At 43.9% G+C, this 21,021-nt stretch carries 16 protein-coding genes; 10 read left to right on the top strand and 6 right to left on the bottom strand.

All coding sequences use genetic code 11. The annotated features are described in order from the left end of the window. Positions 1-52: 52 nt before the first annotated feature. A complete protein-coding gene (locus tag BGK61_RS10080; RefSeq protein ID WP_014998338.1) occupies positions 53-1,075 on the bottom strand; it encodes a LacI family DNA-binding transcriptional regulator in 1,023 nt (340 codons plus the stop codon). A 298-nt stretch (positions 1,076-1,373) separates the two neighbouring features. On the opposite strand from BGK61_RS10080, the gene glnS reads away from it, so the two are divergent. Next, complete coding sequence (gene glnS, locus BGK61_RS10085; protein WP_014998339.1) at positions 1,374-3,041, top strand: glutamine--tRNA ligase; 1,668 nt, start codon at positions 1,374-1,376, stop codon at positions 3,039-3,041. Positions 3,042-3,133: 92 nt separating this feature from the next. Here the strand turns inward: glnS and BGK61_RS10090 are convergent, their stop codons facing one another. Next, positions 3,134-3,877 carry a YciK family oxidoreductase gene (locus BGK61_RS10090; RefSeq protein ID WP_014998340.1) on the bottom strand — a complete coding sequence of 248 codons (744 nt, stop codon included), beginning with the start codon at positions 3,875-3,877 and terminating at the stop codon, positions 3,134-3,136. A gap of 320 nt (positions 3,878-4,197) precedes the next feature. Between BGK61_RS10090 and BGK61_RS10095 the strand changes: the two genes are divergently transcribed. From BGK61_RS10095 to BGK61_RS10110, 4 genes are all read left to right on the top strand, one after another. Continuing rightward, the gene (locus BGK61_RS10095; protein WP_076026054.1) at positions 4,198-6,795 is read left to right on the top strand and encodes a VolA/Pla-1 family phospholipase; all 2,598 of its coding nucleotides are present in this window, start codon (positions 4,198-4,200) and stop codon (positions 6,793-6,795) included. A gap of 240 nt (positions 6,796-7,035) precedes the next feature. Further along, a complete protein-coding gene (locus BGK61_RS10100; protein WP_076026055.1) occupies positions 7,036-9,561 on the top strand; it encodes an acylase in 2,526 nt (841 codons plus the stop codon). Between the two features lie 119 nt (positions 9,562-9,680). Then, positions 9,681-10,715 carry a protease SohB gene (gene sohB, locus BGK61_RS10105; protein ID WP_014998343.1) on the top strand — a complete coding sequence of 345 codons (1,035 nt, stop codon included), beginning with the start codon at positions 9,681-9,683 and terminating at the stop codon, positions 10,713-10,715. 101 nt (positions 10,716-10,816) lie between these two features. Then, complete coding sequence (locus tag BGK61_RS10110) at positions 10,817-11,440, top strand: TetR/AcrR family transcriptional regulator (protein ID WP_014998344.1); 624 nt, start codon at positions 10,817-10,819, stop codon at positions 11,438-11,440. A gap of 135 nt (positions 11,441-11,575) precedes the next feature. Here BGK61_RS10110 and BGK61_RS10115 read toward each other — a convergent pair whose 3' ends face one another. Continuing rightward, on the bottom strand, positions 11,576-11,923 hold the full coding sequence (locus BGK61_RS10115; protein ID WP_014998345.1) for a hypothetical protein: 348 nt from the start codon (positions 11,921-11,923) through the stop codon (positions 11,576-11,578). 228 nt (positions 11,924-12,151) lie between these two features. On the opposite strand from BGK61_RS10115, the gene BGK61_RS10120 reads away from it, so the two are divergent. Both BGK61_RS10120 and BGK61_RS10125 read left to right on the top strand, forming a co-directional pair. Beyond that, positions 12,152-12,913, top strand: coding sequence for a Nif3-like dinuclear metal center hexameric protein (locus BGK61_RS10120; protein ID WP_076011264.1), 762 nt, complete (start codon positions 12,152-12,154; stop codon positions 12,911-12,913). A 15-nt stretch (positions 12,914-12,928) separates the two neighbouring features. After that, a complete protein-coding gene (locus BGK61_RS10125; protein ID WP_076011263.1) occupies positions 12,929-13,672 on the top strand; it encodes a methyltransferase in 744 nt (247 codons plus the stop codon). Positions 13,673-13,829: 157 nt separating this feature from the next. Here the strand turns inward: BGK61_RS10125 and BGK61_RS10130 are convergent, their stop codons facing one another. Next, entirely contained in the window at positions 13,830-14,870 is a 1,041-nt protein-coding gene (locus BGK61_RS10130) for a 2-hydroxyacid dehydrogenase (RefSeq protein ID WP_014998348.1), read from the bottom strand. 216 nt (positions 14,871-15,086) lie between these two features. Continuing rightward, positions 15,087-15,572 carry a glutathione peroxidase gene (locus BGK61_RS10135; RefSeq protein ID WP_014998349.1) on the bottom strand — a complete coding sequence of 162 codons (486 nt, stop codon included), beginning with the start codon at positions 15,570-15,572 and terminating at the stop codon, positions 15,087-15,089. Between the two features lie 88 nt (positions 15,573-15,660). Here BGK61_RS10135 and BGK61_RS10140 point away from each other — a divergent pair, with 88 nt between their 5' ends. Beyond that, the gene (locus tag BGK61_RS10140) at positions 15,661-16,536 is read left to right on the top strand and encodes an NAD(P)-dependent oxidoreductase (RefSeq protein WP_076011262.1); all 876 of its coding nucleotides are present in this window, start codon (positions 15,661-15,663) and stop codon (positions 16,534-16,536) included. Between the two features lie 170 nt (positions 16,537-16,706). Here the strand turns inward: BGK61_RS10140 and BGK61_RS10145 are convergent, their stop codons facing one another. Further along, positions 16,707-18,290 (bottom strand): response regulator, encoded by a 1,584-nt coding sequence (locus tag BGK61_RS10145; RefSeq protein ID WP_076011269.1) that lies wholly within the window; start codon positions 18,288-18,290, stop codon positions 16,707-16,709. 258 nt (positions 18,291-18,548) lie between these two features. On the opposite strand from BGK61_RS10145, the gene BGK61_RS10150 reads away from it, so the two are divergent. Together BGK61_RS10150 and BGK61_RS10155 are read left to right on the top strand one after the other, a co-directional pair. After that, positions 18,549-19,703 carry an acyl-CoA dehydrogenase family protein gene (locus tag BGK61_RS10150; protein WP_076011261.1) on the top strand — a complete coding sequence of 385 codons (1,155 nt, stop codon included), beginning with the start codon at positions 18,549-18,551 and terminating at the stop codon, positions 19,701-19,703. Positions 19,704-19,761: 58 nt separating this feature from the next. Next, positions 19,762-20,892, top strand: a complete 1,131-nt coding sequence (locus BGK61_RS10155) for an enoyl-CoA hydratase/isomerase family protein (RefSeq protein WP_076011260.1) — start codon at positions 19,762-19,764, stop codon at positions 20,890-20,892. The last annotated feature ends 129 nt before the right edge of the window (positions 20,893-21,021 follow it).

Raw genomic sequence — 21,021 nt, forward strand, 5'->3', positions numbered from 1 at the left:
GGGCTTTTTTTGTTTGTATTGTCAACAGGCTTGGGTCGTAAACAGCTAAGGTTTATTCGCTGCCACAAGATTGACGAATAATGATGTCTGCAGGCATCAAGTAATCCTGTACTTCTTCATTATTAATGGCTTTCAACAGAGTATTCACCAGCAGTTCACCTGCAAGTTTAGTATTTTGCTGAACTGTCGTAAGCGAAGGTGTAGTGTAAGCTGACACAGCAATGTTGTCATAGCCGACCACGGCTACATCATCGGGCACATTTACTTTTGCCTGACGCAGAGCTCTTAGTACGCCCATTGCAATAAGGTCTGATGCACAGACAATCGCCTGTGGTAGTTCGCCACTTTGCAGTAATGATTTCACTGCTTCAGAACCCGCGTCTTCGGTAGAAATAGCATCGCGCTGAACACTAAACTGGTCTAATCCATGGGTTTTAAGCGTCTCAAAATAACCGTTAAAGCGCGCTTTGAATTCAGGGGCGTGGTCACCATTGTCACCAATAAAAGCAAACGAAGTCTTACCAAGACTAATTAAGTGGGAAGTTATACTTTGACCACCTTGGTAATTATCACACCCAATACTTACTCCCGGGTGGGCTTCATCAGGTGCGCCCCAACGAACGAAGTGGGTGCCTTGCGATTCAAGCTGAGCAACTTTGTTTTGGTAATCGGTGTAGTCTCCATAACCGAGTAAAATGATGCCGTCCGCTTTATTTGAATCTTCGTACTCTGCGTGCCAGTCATCGTCTAAGTTTTGAAACGATACGAGAAGGTCGTAGTTCGCTTGAGCACATGCACGAGTAATACTACCAAGCATTGCCAAAAAGAACGGATTGATCATCGAATCATCAGACGTAGGATCTTCAAATAAGAGTAGGGCAATTGTGCTGCTCTTTTGTTTTCTCAGATTACTTGCGTTCTTATCTACTTTGTAATTGAGTTCCCGGGCAATACGCTGAACGCGATCACGAGTTTCTTGGTTTACTAACGGGCTATTATTTAATGCTCGCGATACCGTTGATTGAGAAACCCCTGCCAAATGGGCAATATCAAAAGAGGTTGCTTTTTCTTTCATAAACACCATGTTTTGCTGCTACGACATTGTTGTCGCGAAATTAGATTACCATATTTTTTTATTTCCGCGTGTTTTTTGCGACGTTGTCGCTTAAATGCTTTACACGGTGAGCATGTCGCTTGCTCTTATTGGCAGTATGGCTGTGTTGACTAAACTGAATTTGTATAGAAAATTTCGCAGATCGCTCTTAATTCATCCACTTGTCAGGCTTCTTTGAATAAAACATGGTTGAAGTAAATGTGAGAGTGTTATACTCGTCGAGATTTTGAAATATTACGTGCATAAGGGGAACATGCGAATGGCCGAGACTGAACACCGTCCGACCAATTTTATCCGTCAGATTATTGATAAAGACCTGTCTAGTGGTCTGCATGACGCTATTAAAACTCGGTTCCCACCAGAGCCGAATGGTTTCTTACACATAGGCCATGCCAAGTCTATCTGCTTGAATTTTGGTATTGCGCAAGATTACACGGGCACGTGCAACCTTCGCTTCGATGATACCAACCCGGCGAAAGAAGACATCGCTTACGTTAACTCTATTAAAGAAGACGTTCAGTGGCTGGGCTTTACGTGGGACGGAGAAGCGCGCTACTCATCCAACTATTTTGACCAACTTCATGCATACGCGGTTGAGCTTATTGAAAAAGGCTTAGCTTACGTAGATTTTTCTACTCAAGACGTTATGCGTGAAATGCGTGGTACGCTTAAAGAGCCTGGTCAAAACAGCCCTTATCGCGATACAGACGTTGAAACAAACCTTCGTGAGTTTGCCAAAATGACGGCAGGCGAATACAAAGAAGGCGAGTGTAGTCTGCGCGCGAAAATTGATATGGCATCGCCATTCATGTGTATGCGCGACCCGGTTATTTATCGTGTTAAGCATGCACACCATCACCAAACAGGTGATAAATGGTGTGTATATCCAATGTACGATTTTACGCATTGTATCTCTGATGCCATAGAGGGTATTACCCATTCTCTATGTACCTTGGAGTTCCAAGACAATCGTCGTCTTTATGATTGGGTAATTGAGAACATCTCTATTGATTGTACACCGCGTCAGTATGAATTTTCTCGTCTTAACTTAGAGTACACTGTCTTAAGTAAGCGACGTCTTATTCAATTAGTTGAAGAGAATCACGTAAGTGGCTGGGATGATCCGCGCATGCCTACTATTGCAGGTTTGCGTCGTCGTGGCTATACACCTGGCTCAATCGTTGAATTTTGTAAGCGCATTGGTGTAACCAAAATGGATAACATGGTTGAAATGTCCATGTTGGAAGCCTGTATTCGCGATGACTTAAATGCTAACGCACCCCGTGCAATGGCTGTGCTAGACCCAATCAAACTGGTTATTGAAAACTACGATGAAGGCAAGACCGAGACATTGGTCGCGCCAAATCACCCCAATGATGAGAGCATGGGTACGCGTAACATAGGTTTTAGTCGCGAAGTGTACATTGAAGCAGAAGACTTCCGTGAATCGGCGAATAAAAAGTTCAAGCGTTTGGTACTAGATAAAGAAGTACGACTTCGCAATGCCTACGTCGTTCAAGCTAATCGCGTTGAGAAAGATGAAAACGGCAACGTAACTACTGTTTACTGTACTTATGACCCTGAAACCTTGGGTAAAGATCCGGCTGACGGACGCAAAGTTAAAGGTGTTATTCACTGGGTGGACGCAGCTACGGCACAGGCAGCAGAATTTAGACTGTATGACCGTTTGTTTAATGTCCCTAATCCAGCAGCTGAGGAAAACTTCACCGATGCTATTAATCCTGACTCTTTGGAAATCAAACAGGGCTGGGTAGAAGCTGGGTTGGTTAACAATGTTCCTGAAGTTGGCGCGTGGCAGTTTGAACGTACTGGTTACTTCTGTGTAGACAAAGACAGCACAGACGAAAAGCCAGTTTTCAACCGTACAGTGGGTCTAAGAGACACATGGGCAAAAATGGGCGAATAAACACTCGCTTTAACATGTTCTAAATGTAGAAATTAAAAAACCGCTTAAGTGCTACTTAAGCGGTTTTTTATTCTCAAAGTAGATAACACTGACTACTTTGGCTGGCAATCGAGCGATTGACCGTTTACGGCTTTGCTGTCTTCACCCATTAAATATAGATACATAGGCATGATATCTTTTGGGGTTTTCAAAGTTTCTGGGTTCTCAGCTGGAAAAGCTTGTGCACGCATATTTGTTCGAGTACCACCTGGGTTGATGCAGTTAAAACGCAGTGTTTTATTGCGGTATTCGTCAGCAAGGGTTTGCATAACACCTTCTGTTGCAAACTTAGATACGGCGTAGGTACCCCAAAAAGCACGACCTTTTCTACCAACGCTAGAGGTTGTGAAAATGATTGAGGCAGACTCGGCTTTCTCTAGCGCCGGAATTAGCGCCTGGGTCATATAAACCATGCCGTTAACATTGGTTTGCATAACGTCTTGCCATTCTTGAGCGTCAATGTCTTTAAACGCACTTAAGTGCCCTAAAATACTCGCATTGTGCAAGACACCATCTAGTCGTCCAAACTGGTCAATTATGGTTTGGGTCATTTGCTGATAATGAGAGGGCGTTGCACCTTTGATATCTAGTGGAACAATGGCTGGTTCCTCACCGCCTGCAGCAATTATCTCATCATACACGGCTTCAAGTTTAGACACAGTACGACCTAATAAAATACAAGTAGCGCCATGTGCAGCATACGTTTTAGCGGCCTGTGCACCAATCCCATCGCCAGCACCGGTGATAAGAATAACTTTGTCGCGCAATAAATCTGCTGGTGCGTTGTAATCGTTCATCGTATTCCTTTAAAAGGTTAATTTTTATCGCAATGATAAGGGTAGTTATACCGAATGTAGAATTAGAGCCCAGATCATACCCAGCCTGACTCACAAGTAAAACAATGAATGAAAAATTCTTCAAACGTAAAAAAAGTTAACAAAAGTAGTTAACAAAACTTTGCAAAGTTGCAACAAAGTCAATAAGATTGAGGAAGATACAACTGGTCTAACATGTTTAAAACTATCAACTACACCTGTAAAGACAGGGTAGACCAAGCTACTTTTAATAGAGTTAAGTTTTAGACACAGAATAACAACAATGCTTGTAGGGAGTAGAGATGAGAAAACTCGTATTAAGTTCCAGTGTGGCCCTTGCGCTGGGTCTAGCAGGCTGTGGTGGCTCCGATGAAACCCTTTCCGACATTCAGGCCGATACAGAAGTCCAAACACCATTTTCACGAATCGTTTTCGACCCAGCAAATGGGAACTTAAACATTCCTAACGACCTTCTTATGCTTCCGGGCGATGATGGTTTCTTCGATTACACACTAAATATACCGGTTGATGACCCTACAGATTTTGGTGACCCGCAAAACGCACTAAATGTACTAGACGGTTGGTCTACTCAGCATCCATTTGTTATCAACGTTGAAACACCGGTAGGCGCATCGCTTGATGAGAGCACGCTGGCTTCTGGTGTTTTACTGTTTGAAGCCACGCTAGGGCTTGACCAAAGTGACCCAGACTGCGCACAAGTTACTACGCCATCAGCGGGTTGTAAGCTTGGCGATCAACTTACTTACGGCGTTGATTATGTTTTAAGCCTGGCTGACAGTAACACCATTACTTTCGTACCTCTTAAGCCGCTCAAAGCAGCGCAGGGCTACATGTTGGTGATGACTACTGATTTAAAAGACTCTTCTGGAAAATCGGTTCAAGGCTCTACAACATGGGATACAGTAAGACAAGATATTAACACCAACCCGCTATCTAGTGCTGCTCAGCTGCAATTACAAGGTTTGGTTAACTCATTGGTAAATCCTGTGCTTGGTGCTGGTTTCGACCGTGAAGACATTACCTATGTGTCTGCTTTCACCACCCAATCGGTTGCGAATTCGCTAGATACTATCAAAAAGGTAATGATTAGCCGCTTTGCACAATTAGCTGCAGCGGGTAGTCCGGCTGCAGCAACAGCGCTTCCTGCTATCACAGTAGGCGATGCGGCGGCGGCGCCAAATGCTATGGAAGCATTAGGACTAGTTAATTCGACCGTTGTTGCTGGCGCGGTAGAGCAGGGTAAACAAGGCTTACCTGAGCAAGTACAGGCAGCAATTGATGCGACTGATTTCAGCGTTCTTGAAACCTGTGGTGGCCTAGTTGGCACAGTGTCAGGACAACTCGCAGCGCAGTGGGGTGGATTGAACGATTTTGCAGTGGCAATTTCAACTGGCATTCTTGCGCAAGCAGGTCCTTTCTGTGCTGCGCAGCGTTACGAAGGTAATATTGCACTGCCTTACTTCCTAGGCGTACCTAGCGCAGAAAACCCACTTGCTCCAGTCAACGACTTCTGGAAAGCAGCGTGTGACAGCGGCATTGTATTAGCTGGCGCTCCGCAGGAATTGCTCGCTGATGCAGAGCCTGGTCCAAATGCACAAATGTGTTCGGCACTGGGTCTTGCAGATGTTCGTATCAACGGCGAGATGTTGGACAACGCTAGAAACATCACTAAGTTCAATCCATACCCTCAGCCAACAGGTGGCAATATGGGTACTGAAACGCTAGACGTTCAGGTGACCATACCAGACCCGGCAATTGCGGGCGCGTTAGGCTTCCCAATCAGCATGCCTGAAGCAGGGTGGCCAGTGGTTATTTTAGCGCACGGCATTACCAGCAAGAAAGAAGATATGCTTGCTATCACAGGTACACTTTCTCTTGCGGGTGTCGCTTCGATTGCCATTGATCAACCATTACACGGTAGCCGTGGTTTTGATTTAAACGGCGACGGCACGGATGAAATCAACGCGACGACAGTAAGTGCAACGCACTACATGAACTTGGCGAGTCTACCTACTGCACGTGATAACTTACGTCAAAGTGTGTCTGATTTACTGGGCTTGCGTCTAGGTCTAAACGCTGTGATTGATAATACAACAACTCAAAACGTTAAATTCGATATGGGTCGTGTATCAATTATGGGCGTGTCGCTTGGCGCTATTACTGGCGGTAACTTTGCTTCTGTTGCCAACACCTCAATGGGTGGTGATTTAGCCGCACTAGACGGTATGTTTGCTGTTAAACAAGCTTCGCTTGAGTCTCCTGGGGGCGGTGTAGCGCAGTTCCTTCTAGAGTCAGCCGCCTTCGGCCCGCTGATTAAAGGCTTACTGCTTTCACAAGCTTCAGAAGATTTTGTAGCGTTGCTTAACCAACTGTATGAAACAACTGATGTAAGTGAAGCGCAGCTACGAGCGGCAGTATCAATCTTTGAAGACAACTTGACTGCAGAACAAGCTGCTGCTGTAAATGCCGTATTCGCTGAGTTCGCATTTGCCGCACAAACTGTGATGGATGCAGGAGACCCGACTAACTATGCTGAGGTACTAGGTAGCAACACGCCTGTCCATATGATGACAGTAGTGGGTGACGGTAGTGAAGAGAACCTGCCTGATCAAGTTATCCCAGTTTCAACGGCATTACCGTTGTCTGGTCAGCTTCCACTTGCGGCGACTATTGGCCTAGAACAAGTAACCACGACGCAGGGACCTGCAGCAGATCCTATCAGCGGTATTGTTTTGTTTAATGCCGGAGCACACGCGTCTAGCTTGAGCCCAACGGCGAACGCAGCGGTAACCACAGAAATGCAAAAAGAAGTAGCTGGTTACATAGCGTCTGACGCTTTAGTACTTCCAATTTCTGATGAAAGCGTAGTTGCTAACTAGTCAAACTCAATTGACGCAAATTGCAGTGTTATAACTGCTTAAAATTAAACATGTAAAAGCCGGCATTATCGCCGGCTTTTTTGTTGAAAAATTAGAATGTTGTTTGAATGTTTCAGGTTGTTAATGTAGTGTAAATTTCAGGTCGGATCAGTTTTACTTTTGTTGTAACTAACACCGCATCAAAGACGCGTACAGTACGAGTGGTTGACCTTTTTCATTTATCATTAGGGAACATTTGAGATGATTACTACCAACACCTTTACCGCTAAACGGACACTTATTGCACTGTCTCTAACAGCGTTACTTGCAGCTTGTGGGGATAACGATAACGACTTTTCTAACATAGAACAGCCTTCGCCGACCACACCAACAACGCCAGACCCGGTACCGACGCCCATTCCCTCTTTTGCCCCTAACGGGACATTGTCTGCAGAAGTGACGTGGACCACATATGGTGTACCTCACATAAAGGCAGATAACTTAGAAAGCATGGCTTACGGGGTAGGCTACGCGTTTGCACGTGACAACATGTGTGTTTTGGCTGACCAAATTGTTAAGTACAATTCTGAGCGAGCCAAATACTTCGGTCCAGATACAGTTCCGGGAAGCGGTGATTCTGAACATCTTATCAACGATTTCGGTTTTCTCACCCTAGGAATAAGAGCACTAGCGGAAGAAAACTTACCAAGGTTGTCAGCCAATTCACGTGCCATGTTTCAGGGTTATACCGCAGGTTACAACCGTTATTTAAATGAAACGCCTGTCGAAGAACAAGACCAAAGCTGTGCGGGGCAGCCTTGGGTTAGCGAAATCGACAGTGTAGATCTCTTGACCTACTCGCTAGGTGTTGCGTTGCTCCCCGGGGCTGCAAACTTCCTGGGTCCCATGTTCATTGCTGCGCCAGAGGGTGAAAGCTATTTACCTACGCCTGCAGCGTCACCAAGTGAAGTCGCGTCTTCTTTTAAAATCACACCAACCGTTGGCTTGCCTCAACGAAATCCTCAGGAAATGGGGTCGAACGGCTGGGGACTAGGCAGTGATAAAACTACCAATGGTAAAGGTATGGTTTTAGGGAACCCACATTTCCCGCATACCGGCAATTTACGTTTTTGGAATTTCCACGCTCAAGTGCCAGGGCATATGAACGTGACAGGGGGCTCATTGATGGGCTTGCCAGGCGCAGTGAATATAGGATTTAACGATAACGTTGCGTGGACTCACACCTTCTCTACTGCAGAACACTTTATCGTTTATCAGTTAACGCTTGATGAAAACGATGGGTCAGGATTAACTCATGTAGTTGATGGTAATAGGCGAACCATCTATGAAAAGCCACTTCAAATTGAAGTCGCTGTTGGCGGTGGCCAAACTATAAAACTCAATAAAACCGCGTACTACACTAATTACGGTCCAATGATTGAGGTTCCAGGAAGTTTTGATTGGAATAGCAATAACGCATTTGCCATAAAAGACGCTAACTTACCTAATTTTGATATCGTCGATCATTGGCTTGCTATGAATATGGCTACGTCGATGGATGAGTTTAAGCAAGCGTTTAAAGACTACGACGGCGTAATATTTAATAACACCATGGCGGCTTCTGCTGACGGTCAAGTTTTCTATATAGATGACTCAACTGTACCTAATTTAACCGAAACGGCTATTGAGCAACTAACGACAAATCCATTGCTTATTCAAACCAAAGCAGCCGCTGGTTTTACCGTTTTGCCAGGCCATATTTCTCAATTCGATTTCGAAGGGCCAGTGCCGTATGAAGAAGCGCCGAAATATGAAGGGACAGATTCAGTTCAGAACTCAAACGATAGCTATTGGTTAACAAATTTGAATTCCCCGATAGTGGTGAGCAATCCGTTGTTCGGAAGCGTGGAATATCAACAAACCTTGCGCTCGCGCATGGGGCAACAGTTTATTGAAAACGAAGCGGGTAGTGATGGCACATTCACGCCTGAAGAAGTAGAAGGTCTTCTACTAAACAACCGCAGTTATCTAGCTGAAAATATCCTACCCTCACTCTTAGCGCTTTGTGCTACACAAGGGGATACGCCTGTTGATGTAGATGGCAATAGTGTAGATGTTTCCCAAGCTTGTGCGGCATTAGAAGATTGGGACGGCACCATGAACCTAACAAGCACGGGAGCTCACGTATTCAGAGAGTTCGCTTTTCAATTCAATCAAGCTCCGCAGTGGGAAATACCTTTTTCCCTTGAGGCGCCCGTTACTACGCCTTCAGGCCTAGTGCAAAACGACGTCACTCTTGAGCAATTGGCGAGAGCTACGCAAATTATTGAACAAGCAGGTGTGGCTTTTGATGCGCCTTTAGGCGACGTGCAGTTTGTAGAGCGAAGCTTACCAGATGGTTCTGCTTCTGGCGTTAAACTGCCATGGGCAGGAGCGCACAATATAGAAGGTGGCTTTAACGTTTTTGACGTAATTCGAAACAGAAATGGCACCTTACTTCCACGTCATACTTACAATACGGTGAACAGTAGCACAATTATGAGTGCTGAAGCTGAAGGCTATCATATCAACTATGGAACTAGTTGGGCGATGGTCATCAATTTCACTGATGAAGGTCCTAAAGGCCGTGGAATTTTGACGTACTCGCAGTCACGCAAATATGGCAGTGAGCATTTCTTGGATCAAACTCAGCTCTATTCAACACAACCGACATTGAGGGACATCTTTTTCACAGACGAGGAAATAGAAGCTAACAAGATAGAGCAAGTTACCCTATCGTCAGAATAAGATGAGGCTGGTATTATAGCGTAATTAAAACAGCGACTTTGCTTTGGTAAAGGCAAGGTCGCTATTTACGTTGTGGGTAATCAACCACGCTTACCCGTTTATCTTACTAGGAGTAAAGTTTGGAGTTTTTGTACGAATACGGTTTGTTTGTTGCCAAAGCAGTGACATTAGTTATCGCTTTTGTAGTGGTTGTTTCAACCATTGTTGGTGTAGCGAGTAAGCAAAAACAGGGGAAAGGCCAACTTGAAATCGTGTCTATATCTGAACAATTAAAAGATATCACGAACTATGCAAAACAGGTGCTTTTAGACAAGAACGCGTTAAAGAAGCTAGCAAAAGAGCAGAAAAAAGAAGCTAAAGCTAAAAGCAAATCTAAGAACAAAGAACAGGGCGAAGAATCTCAAAAGTCCCGTCTTTATGTGATCGACTTTAAAGGCTCTATGGATGCCCACGAAGTTGAGCATTTGCGCGAAGAAATCACAGCCATTTTATGCGTAGCCAACAAAGAAGACGAAGTTTTGGTTCGCCTGGAAAGTGGTGGTGGTGTAGTGCATGGGTATGGACTAGCGGCGTCGCAACTGCAGCGCATTAAAGAAAAAGGCCTTAAACTTACCATTGCTGTCGATAAGGTTGCTGCAAGTGGTGGTTACATGATGGCGTGCGTTGCAGATAAGTTACTAGCTTCTCAATTTGCCTATATCGGCAGCATTGGTGTGCTTGCTCAGTTACCAAACTTTAATAAGTTACTAAAGAAGAACGATATTGAATTCGAGCAACATACAGCAGGGGAATTTAAACGTACCCTAACCATATTTGGCGAGAATAACGATGAAGGTCGTGCGAAATTTAAAGAAGAAATCGAAGAAATTCACGTATTGTTTAAAGATTTCGTACACAGCCAACGTCCAGATATGGACATAGATAAAGTCGCGACAGGAGAGTACTGGCCCGGTGTAAAAGCAAAGGCACTCGGTTTAATCGACGATATTACAACATCTGATGACTATATTCTCTCTCATTACCCAGAACGGGAAATATTTAGTGTTAAGTATTCAGTGAAAAAGAACGTAGCAGAAAAGCTTGGTATGTCGGCAGCAAATGTTGTCGAGCGCGTCTTTATGAAATCAATGAATAAAGCGCGTCACTGGTTTTAATGCCACCAGAGCGTCTGTGTCTATGAGTCAGGACAGAGTGACACTTTATAGACACAGATGCCCATTAAGTTTCTAACCTACAAAAAGATAATAAATAGAATATGGCACGGCATACTAAAACCGATATATTGGATGCAGCAGAGTACTTGTTTTCTCAAAGCGGGTTTACACAGACTTCCATGCGTGAAATTACCGCAAGAGCAGAAGTAAATTTGGCTTCAGTAAACTATCATTTCGGCAGTAAGAAAAACTTGATTCAAGCCGTATTTAAACGGTATTTCGATCATCTAATGCCGGAAGTAGAGGCTTGCTTAGCGTCCTTGCCGTCCATCAACGGCGCAAAAGGTGTTGAACAGCTGCTATATTCTTTGATCCCCCCGATGTTAAACCTTAATGCTATTTCCGATCAGGGTACTGCTACTTTTGTGAAATTGTTGGGTCGCGGCTATAACGAAACACAGGGGCATTTGCGTAAATTCTTAATGAATGACTACGGTAATTGTATAAGAGCGTTGGTTGATGCCATAAGACGTTGTTTACCGGAACTACCCGAAGAAGAGTTATTTTGGCGATTGCATTTTGCGATGGGTAGTTTTGTATTTTCTATGGCGTCAAGCCAAGCGTTAACGGAAATCGCAGAGTCTGATTTTCACAAACATGTCGATATAAAAGAGGTAATCCAACACCTTGTTCCTTTTGTAGCTCAAGGTCTTGCGGGTAAATAAATTTAAACGAAATGACACGAGCTCAGCCATACTAAGGCTCATTACCAGTAGAAGTGAACTGTGCGCTGATATAACGCTAGTCACCCTTAAAGGCGACTAAACGTTATATACGACACACCAATCTCTAAAAGCGAGTTAGCGTGGAAGGGTTGCGCCAGGCACTTCTGCATTAAGCTTTTCAGCCCAGAAGTCTTTAACCGAAAACCCTGATTTTTTAGAAGAAGATGCTTTCTTCTTAGCAGGTTTAGCCGCCGCTTTGGTTGATTTTTTCGGCGCTTTTTTCTCTACGTTTTTACTCGTACCCTCAGACGAGCCAGAAGCTAACGACTCTGTCATTTCTTGAAGCTGTGCTAAGCGTACGTTCTTGCCACCGTCTACGCTGTACCATCCGCTTTTACTTTCAATAGATGGAGCTTTTCCGTTTGCCTTTTTATACGCTGCAGTAAACGCCGCTACGACTTCGTCTTTATCTAAGTTTGCCATGCTTTTTTGCTCTTTATTTTGTTAAGATGACGAACGTTTTAGGTCTTTTGCTACCTTTGCAAAGCTTAAAAATAAATGCCCCGCAAAAACAAACCTGATAAGTGTAGCAACGCCAGTGACAGGCTTACTTACCACTCAAATTTGTCTAATAACGGGTATAATGCTTAACGTTCGCGTCTTTTTATAACGTTTTTTGAACAATATGTCTAACTTTCGACCGGAGGACCTGTGTCTGTTACCAATGTAGAGCTACAAAATTATCTTGATGGGATGTTAAGGGTGAGTGAAATTAGTGATTACTGCCCGAATGGTTTACAGGTAGAGGGCGCAAGTAAAATTGAGAAAGTCGTAACTGGCGTTACTGCGTCACAAGCACTACTCGATGCTGCCATCGAAGCCAAGGCCGATGCGCTAATCGTTCACCATGGTTATTTTTGGAAAGGTGAATCACAAGTGATTGCCGGTATGAAAAAGCGCCGCCTTCAAACGTTACTCTCAAATGATATCAATTTATATGCATATCATCTTCCATTGGATGTACACCCAGAATTTGGAAATAACCGCCAGCTAGCGTCTCTTCTAGACATACAAAATGTAAGCGCAGTAAGTGACGTCAAACCTGTTGGTGTTGTTATGCAGGGAAACTTTGAAGTAGAAATCACAGGAACTGAGCTACAGGCCAAGTTACAGCAAATTTTAGGAAGAGACGTACTATTAGAGGGGCCTGCGTCTAAGCCTATTTCAACACTCGCTTGGTGCACAGGCGGAGGTCAGGGGTTTATCGAACAAGCCGTTGAACTCGGCGTCGATGCTTTCATTACCGGTGAGGTGTCTGAGCAAACAGTACATACTGCTAGAGAAATGGGTATCACGTTTTTTGCAGCGGGCCATCATGCTACTGAGCGCTATGGCGTGAAGTCGTTGGGCGAACACTTAGCGCAGCAATTTGATGTTTGTGTTGAATTTATTGATATTAACAACCCCGCTTAATGATGAATGTAGTGTATGAATAACGATCGTATTTTCGATGGTATCGCGGAAAAATTCTCAAACAACATATATGGCACTACAAAGGGAAAGCTTAGACACACTCTATTATGCGATGTTCTAGACCCTTATTTGGAAACCCCGGTTCACGCGATTGAGATAGGCGGAGGCACAGGGGTTATGACTGCGCACATTGCATCTAAAGGGCATTCAGTGGTGTTAACCGATGCGTCAAAAGATGTTCTCAAACAAGCAGAGTCGCTACTTGCTGATGCGCCAAATATTACAATTAGACATCAATACCTTCAGCAAATCGAGGATTTAAACTGCTTTGACTTAGTCATTTGTCATGCTGTATTAGAGTGGCTGGACGCGCCATTCGATGCTATCGAGTTTATGTATAACAACATGAAGCACGGCGCTCGATTAAGCTTGAGCTTCTTTAATCAGGATGCAAACTTATTTGCTAATGCTATATACGGCAACTTCGATTACATTGCTAAGGGAATGAAGGTTAAAAAGCAAGTAAGGCTAAACCCTAAACAACCGCTAAGTGCAATGCGGGTTGTGGAATACTGCAGTTCGCTGGGTTTTAAAATAGTAGACAAAGCGGGCATCCGTTGTTTCCATGACTACATGCGCGATGTTACACATCAAAACAGCAAATTTGACGATCTACTTGCACTAGAGCGTCAGTACCACAAGCAAGCCCCTTATCTTTGGCTGGGAAAGTATTTTCAGCTGATTTTAGAAAAAGAATAAACCAACTATGTTGTAAATGGCGCTGTAGTTGCGCTATGCGTATTGAAGGCGCAAGGATTACCCGCGTAGGTACTTATTTAGCGCTACTAATGTTAGCTATGTTAATGCAGCTACGCGGGAATTTTGCCTTGTAAAGGTATGTTCTGAAGGTGAGGGGCTAGAGTGTATTCTCACCTGTAAGAATATTATTCAATGTTGTTGCAGCTATTTCTTCCAGCGCTTCTTGAGTGAAAAAACCCTGATGGCCGGTGATCAATACGTTGGGAAAAGTTGTTAATCGCTGAAAGATATCATCTTGAATAATCTCTTGTGAGTGATCATTGAAGAAAAGTTCGGATTCCCTTTCATAAACATCTAATCCTAAGTAGCCAATTTTTTTGGATTTAAGTGCTTTGATAATGGCGCTGTCATCAACAAGACCGCCCCTCGATGTATTTATCAGCATGACACCTCGCGGCATCATATCAACAGTCTCAGCATTTATAATATGGTGGCTCTGTTCGTTAAGAGGGCAATGCAATGTAATAATAACACTTTGCTCAAGCAGTTCGTTCATTGGTACATAGCAGGCGCCCATTGCAGTCACATCATCGTCTTGTTGGGGATCGAAGCAAAGTACCTTGCACCCAAAGCCCAATAATATTCGAATAACGGCTTTACCTATTTTACCTGTGCCAATCACACCTACGGTTTTACCGTGAAGGGTAAAACCCATCAGTCCTCCAAGGCTGAAATTACCTTCTCGAACGCGGTTGTATGCCTTATGGGTTTTACGGTTCAGCGTAAGTATAAGCGCAAGGGTATGTTCAGCTACTGTTTCCGGGCTATAAGCTGGCACACGGCTCACTGCAATATCAGCGCTTGCCGCTGCTACAACATCAACATTATTAAAACCTGCACAGCGAAGCGCGATGTGTTTAACACCACACTGTTTTAGAACATCAATAGTTGACGCGTTAACATCATCGTTAACAAATACCACCACGTCGCTATAGCCTTTACAGCTAACGGCGGTTGACGAGTTCAGTGGATGTTCGAAAAAAGTCGCTTCAATAGAAGGTGGAAGCGACTGGTTTAAGGATGCCAGTAACGTAGAAAATACGTCTTTCTCATAAGGTCGAGTACTAAAAAATGCAATTTTTTTGCTTTGATAGTGGTTTGTTTTAGACGAGTCTTTCTTGTTCATTACTGTTGTCATGCGCTTACCTAATTACGCCTGTTAGATACTTAAAAGTTACGCCAGATAACTACATTTTGAGTAGACGCAGATCAAAAAAACTGATTTTAATGTCACAGACATACATATATTGAATTTAATCAGCCCACGTACGCACTGTCGAAAGCCATTCTTGCTGTAAAACGTAGCTACGCGATGGAGATTAGTAGCTACGGATAGTTCTTCGATACTTAACAACTAGCTGGCTTGGAGCAATTTAACAATGTCTTTCTCAATAGCCTCTGGCTTAACGGTGGGGGCATAACGCTTTAACACCTTGCCTTGGGCGTCGACTAAAAACTTGGTAAAATTCCATTTAATACGCTTTGTTCCTAGAAGGCCTGGAGCTTCCTTTTTTAATTCCTCAAAGAGCGGATTGGCATCGGGTCCATTTACATTTGTCTTCTTAAATAAAGGGAACGAAACACCAAAATTAAGACTACAAAACTGGGCAATATCTTCATCGCTACCCGGCTCTTGATGACCAAACTGGTCACATGGGAAGCCTAATATCTCAAAGCCGTTGTCATGGTATTTTTTGTAAAGCGTTTCTAGCCCTTCATACTGCGGAGTGAAGCCGCATTTACTGGCCGTATTAACAATAAGCAATACCTTTCCCTTGTATTGTTCTAAGGTAGTTTGTTCGCCGTTATTCAATGTAATAGGGTGTTCATAGAGTGCCAAAATTATTTTCCTATATTTTTGTTGTTGTTAAGTCTGTTACTCTTAGGTAATCCAAACATCTTTGTTAAGTATCTAGAGTATATTTTGTATGAGTAATTTGAAAGTGAGTTTTTTGGGCTTGGGTGTAATGGGCTATCCTATGGCAGGGCACTTGAGCAAAGCTGGCTATTCGGTCACTGTTTATAATCGTACCTCTCAAAAGGCGCAGGACTGGCTATCAACCTATAACACTGGTGGCGCTAACGTTAGTGCAAGCGAAACTATCGCTCAGGCCTGTGAAGGTGCAGATGTTGTCTTCATGTGTGTGGGTAACGACAACGATGTAAAAGATGTTGCAACACAAGCACTAGCAGTGATGAAAGCGGGCAGTGTACTTGTTGATCACACAACAGCATCAGCAGATATCGCCAGAGAACTTTATGAGACCAGTAAAGAAAAACAAATTGGATTTCTAGACGCGCCAGTGTCTGGTGGTCAGGCGGGAGCTGAAAATGGTCAGTTGACAATAATGGTTGGTGGCGATGAAGACGTATACAGTAACGTTGAGCCGGTAATGGCGCAATATGCTCGCCATAGCCAACTACTCGGTAAGAGCGGCAGTGGGCAACTGGCTAAAATGATGAATCAGATTTGTATAGCCGGCATTGTCCAAGGCTTGGCCGAAGCCCTGCATTTTGGCCAGCGCGCGGGACTTGATTGTAAAGCTGTAGTTGATGTTATTAGCAAAGGCGCAGCGCAGTCGTGGCAAATGGAAAACAGAGCCAGCACTATGCTAAATAACAGCTTTGATTTTGGCTTTGCCGTTGATTGGATGCGTAAAGACTTAAGCATCGCGTTGGATGAAGCCCGCAAGAACGGTTCAACGTTAGCGCTGACAGCACTTGTCGATCAATATTATGCTGACGTACAAAAACTTGGTGGCGGCCGCTGGGATACATCAAGTTTACTTACTCGATTAAAATAACCTAAGCGTAGTGGAGTAATTTAAAAGTCTGCTGGTTTTCTCTGATATGTGAAAAAGTGTATGAAACAGGGAAAATCGGCGGGCCGGGCTCGTATATTGACGTCTTGAGCGCGTTTTTTTACTTGGGTTCAGTTCTATAGGCATTTGAACCTGGCTACTTCACCTGGCTACTACAGCGATTGCTCCTGAGCAGATAGAATAAGTTGCTCTAAACGAGCTTTATTCACATCGTTCAACGGCAGTGACGTTATTTTATCGAGCAACTGTTTAACGCTAAATTTCCGGTAAACCGCTGTATCAGCCTCAATCATGCATTGAAGAAGGTTTAGACCGAAAGCGGCTGTATCCGGAGAAAGCTGAAAAGCGTCATAGAAATGCTTCATTGCCTTATTAAACAAACCCTCGATAAAAAGTTGTGTGCCAGTTTCGTTAATAGAAATGGCCTGTTCGTGATTTAAACCCAACCGCTCCCCACCTGAGAAAATCAGCTCGTCATTCATCACTTGTTCCGAGATAGCCTGTAAATCTGCGTTTTTCCGCTTAGCCATTAAAAGTAATTCACCGGCTTTACGTTCGTCTCCAAGTCCGTGATGAACTTTAGCGGCGATTACAAGGATAGATGGCTCGGTACGTAAATAGTTATCAACGTAATCGCTTTCAAGCAGGTGCGCAGCTTTCTCTAGATCACCGTCTAGCACTGCTGAAAACGCCAAAAGATAGTCTCTTTTTTGTAACGTCTGAGGGTCACCCTGACTTCTCCCAGCAATACCCACTAACTTTCTAGCCTGAGACAAACTTTCTTGACGATTGGTCTCTGGAGACTCTTCTGCTAAAAATAGATAAAACTCAGCAAGCTCAAACGTGAAGTCGTTGAAACTGTCTTTAGCGCTTCTGTGCATCGCGCGCTTTTTCTGCAATAGGTCTATGGCTTCAACAACCTTGTCTTGTTTCTGATAGGCAATGGTTTTTAACTTAGCTGCTGGCAGGCTTAATTCACTGAACTTAATTTCGTTTAAGTATTTTTCTACCTGATCGTAGGAATCTTGTTCAAACGATATGGATGCTAACCATTCAAATGCTTTATCACGAGCCAAACTTGAGTTAACCATTTGGCTTAAATGACTTTTACAATGCGGCCATTGACCTGAGGCGTATTGGCACTTCACCTTTCCCCACTGTGCCCATAACACTTTGTCAGAGCGGGTTAACACATCGTCATAAATACTCAATGCTCGTTGAATTTCACCATTTTCAAAAAGTAGACGCGCGTAAAGCTTCCTAATATCGGCTACTAGGCGAGGAGGGATACCTTCTGAAATTTTAGCTCTCACGACACTAATCGCACGGTCTAATTGCTTGTTATCCAGCGCGTGCAACACATTTTTGACAAAATCTCGATAACTTAGGTAATGGTTAATTTGTCGGGTTAGCGAAGCAATAGTGTATGGCTTTATAAGTAAAACGTCTGGCTGTAAGTCCATTATACGGCCAATAATTTGCGGTGAGCGATCTGAAGTCAGGAAAATTATGCCCGTGCTAGGTCTAATAAATCCGGCTTCTTTTAAACTCTGGATCCATTCCACGCCAGTTTTACCTTGCCCAAGGTGGTAATCCATTAACAGGAGTTCGAAGTTTTGCTTCTTAAGCGCCGCCTTCAGTTCTACACCTGACGCAAAACTGCTTACCGATAAGTTAGCGATAGACATTAAATGTCCTCGAAGGGCAGTACGAGCAGTAGCGTTGTCTTCTACTATGGCTATTCTGAATTCCACGGCGACCAAACAAGGTTAACTTATATCAAGCTAGCTTATCAGTGGCTGGAAAAAAGTGCATTATTAAAAAGGCTAAGATTTGTGTTTAGGCCATTGATGTAATAACTCAAACTTCATTCTCGTCACAAAATATTTACGTTAAACATCACTATTTTTAAATAAATGTTTACCTTTACGTTTACGTAAGGGGTAGGTATTGGTTATTGTAGTTTAAAAGCAAATTAATTGAAGGTATGCCTAATGAACTTTGAATTAACCGATGACCAATTAGCCTTTGAAGAAACAGCCCGTCAATTCGCCCAGCAAGAGCTTGCGCCTAACGCCGCTATGTGGGACAGAGAGCATCACTTCCCAGTAGAAGCAATTAAAAAAGCGGGTGAATTGGGTTTCTGCGGTTTGTACGCACCAGAGAGTGCGGGCGGGCTTGGCTTATCAAGGCTCGATTCTTCTATTATTTTCGAACAGCTTTCAATGGGGTGCACAACAACAACGGCCATGTTAACCATTCACAATATGGCAACGTGGATGATTGCGACTTGGGGTACCAGCGAAGTAAAAGATAGGTGGTGCGACCAACTGGTAACCGGTGACAAACTTGCATCTTATTGCTTAACCGAGCCTGGCGCTGGCTCTGATGCAGCATCGCTTAAAACAAAGGCTACGAAAGCTGGCGATGGTTACGTTCTTAACGGGTCTAAGGTATTTATTTCGGGCGCAGGTAGTACTGACGTACTTGTTGTTATGGCTCGTACCGGTGGCGATGGTCCTAAGGGTGTATCAGCATTTGCGGTTCCTGCCAATGCCGACGGGATTGAGTACGGAAAAGCCGAAGAAAAAATGGGCTGGAATGCCCAACCCACTCGCATGATCACGTTCGACAACGTGAAATTAGATGCAAGTTGGTTACTTGGCGAGGAAGGACAAGGCTTTAAAATGGCCATGCAAGGGCTTGATGGCGGTCGAATTAATATTGCTACCTGCTCGGTCGGAACTGCACAGCAGGCGCTTAATGTTGCTCGCGACTACATGAATGAACGAGAGCAGTTTGGTAAACCTATTGCTGGTTTTCAGGCATTACAGTTTAAATTAGCCGATATGGCCACTGAACTTGTCGCAGCAAGACAAATGGTGCGTATGGCTGCGTGTAAGCTAGATAATAACGACCCGGACAAAACTACCTATTGCGCTATGGCGAAAAGGTTTGCTACCGACGTAGGCTTCAATGTGTGTAACGATGCACTTCAACTGCACGGTGGGTACGGTTACATCAAAGAGTATCCGCTAGAGCGTCATTTCAGAGATGTTCGCGTACATCAAATTCTGGAAGGCACTAATGAAATTATGCGCGTTATCATTGGTAGACGTTTGTTGTCAGATGAGAGAAGTGTACTGTAGTACACTACGGTAATAGATTTATCAGGCATCATTTGATGGACTATAAAAAGGAGTGGAAATGACAGACGTGGAATCGGTAGTCATTGTTGATGAATTAAAAACGTCTAACAACGACTACACAATAGGCCGTTTGACACTTAACAAGCCAAAAGCCTTAAATGCATTGGATTTAGAAATGGCTGGTATCATGCTTGACGCACTTCAGCAGTGGCAGTCTCGCAACGATATTGTGGCTGTAGTGATTGATGCAGCAGGCGAAAAAGCGTTTTGCGCTGGTGGCGACATTGTTTCGATGTACAAATCGATGGTGGAAGCTAAGGGGCAAATTCCAGCATTTTTAGAAACATTTTTCGAAACTGAGTACACGCTAGATTACACCATTCATAATTACAATAAGCCCATCATCGTTTGGGGTAGTGGAATTGTTATGGGTGGAGGTATGGGGCTACTATGCGGTGCAAGCCATCGAATAGTAACTGAAACCTCTCGCCTTGCCATGCCTGAGATCACAATTGGTCTATACCCGGATGTGGGAGGTAGCTATTTTTTACCTCGCTTACCTGGCAAAGCAGGTCTGTTTCTAGGTTTAACGGGGGGGCAAATGAATGGCACCGACGCTTGCTTCGTGGGGTTAGCGGATAGTTTGCTGGCCAGTACAGAAAAAGATGCTTTGCTTAACAGCCTTTCAGAATATCCGTGGGAAAAGACCGACAGCGAGAGTCTGGCTTCTTCTGTTACAAATATCATCGATACAATGAAAACACCTGAAGAACTGCCAAAAGGTAATGTTGAGCCCAATATGGCACTGATCAATGACCTGTGTGCAGCAGACAATGTTACTGATGTTGTGCATGCCATTCTTGACGCCGACATGAATGAGGACAAGTGGTTGCAAAGAGCGCAAAGCACTTTAGCCAAAGGTTCTCCCATCACCATGCATTTAGTATTTGAGCAATGTAAGAAAGGCGCGAACATGACACTGGCTGACTGTTTCAGAATGGAAGCGGATATGTCCTGTCGATGTGGAGAAAGTGGGGAGTTCCAAGAGGGTGTAAGAGCGCTTTTGATTGATAAAGACATGTCACCGCAGTGGAAGTATAAAAAGGTAGATGAAGTGCCAGATGACGTAATAGCACATTTCTTTACTTCGCCTTGGGCTAAAGAGAAGCATCCGTTGGCAAAGTTGTAATTACAAGACTCATCAAATAAGCACTGAAGGCACTATTGGAGTAGGCTGACTTAAGTTTTGAGATAGTGTCTCTTATTGCCGTAAAGGCATCAGTTTTGATATCCTTTGCGGCAAATTCACAGTAAAAAG

Origin of the sequence: Alteromonas abrolhosensis, assembly GCF_001953635.1 — a bacterium.
Lineage (GTDB): Bacteria > Pseudomonadota > Gammaproteobacteria > Enterobacterales > Alteromonadaceae > Alteromonas > Alteromonas abrolhosensis.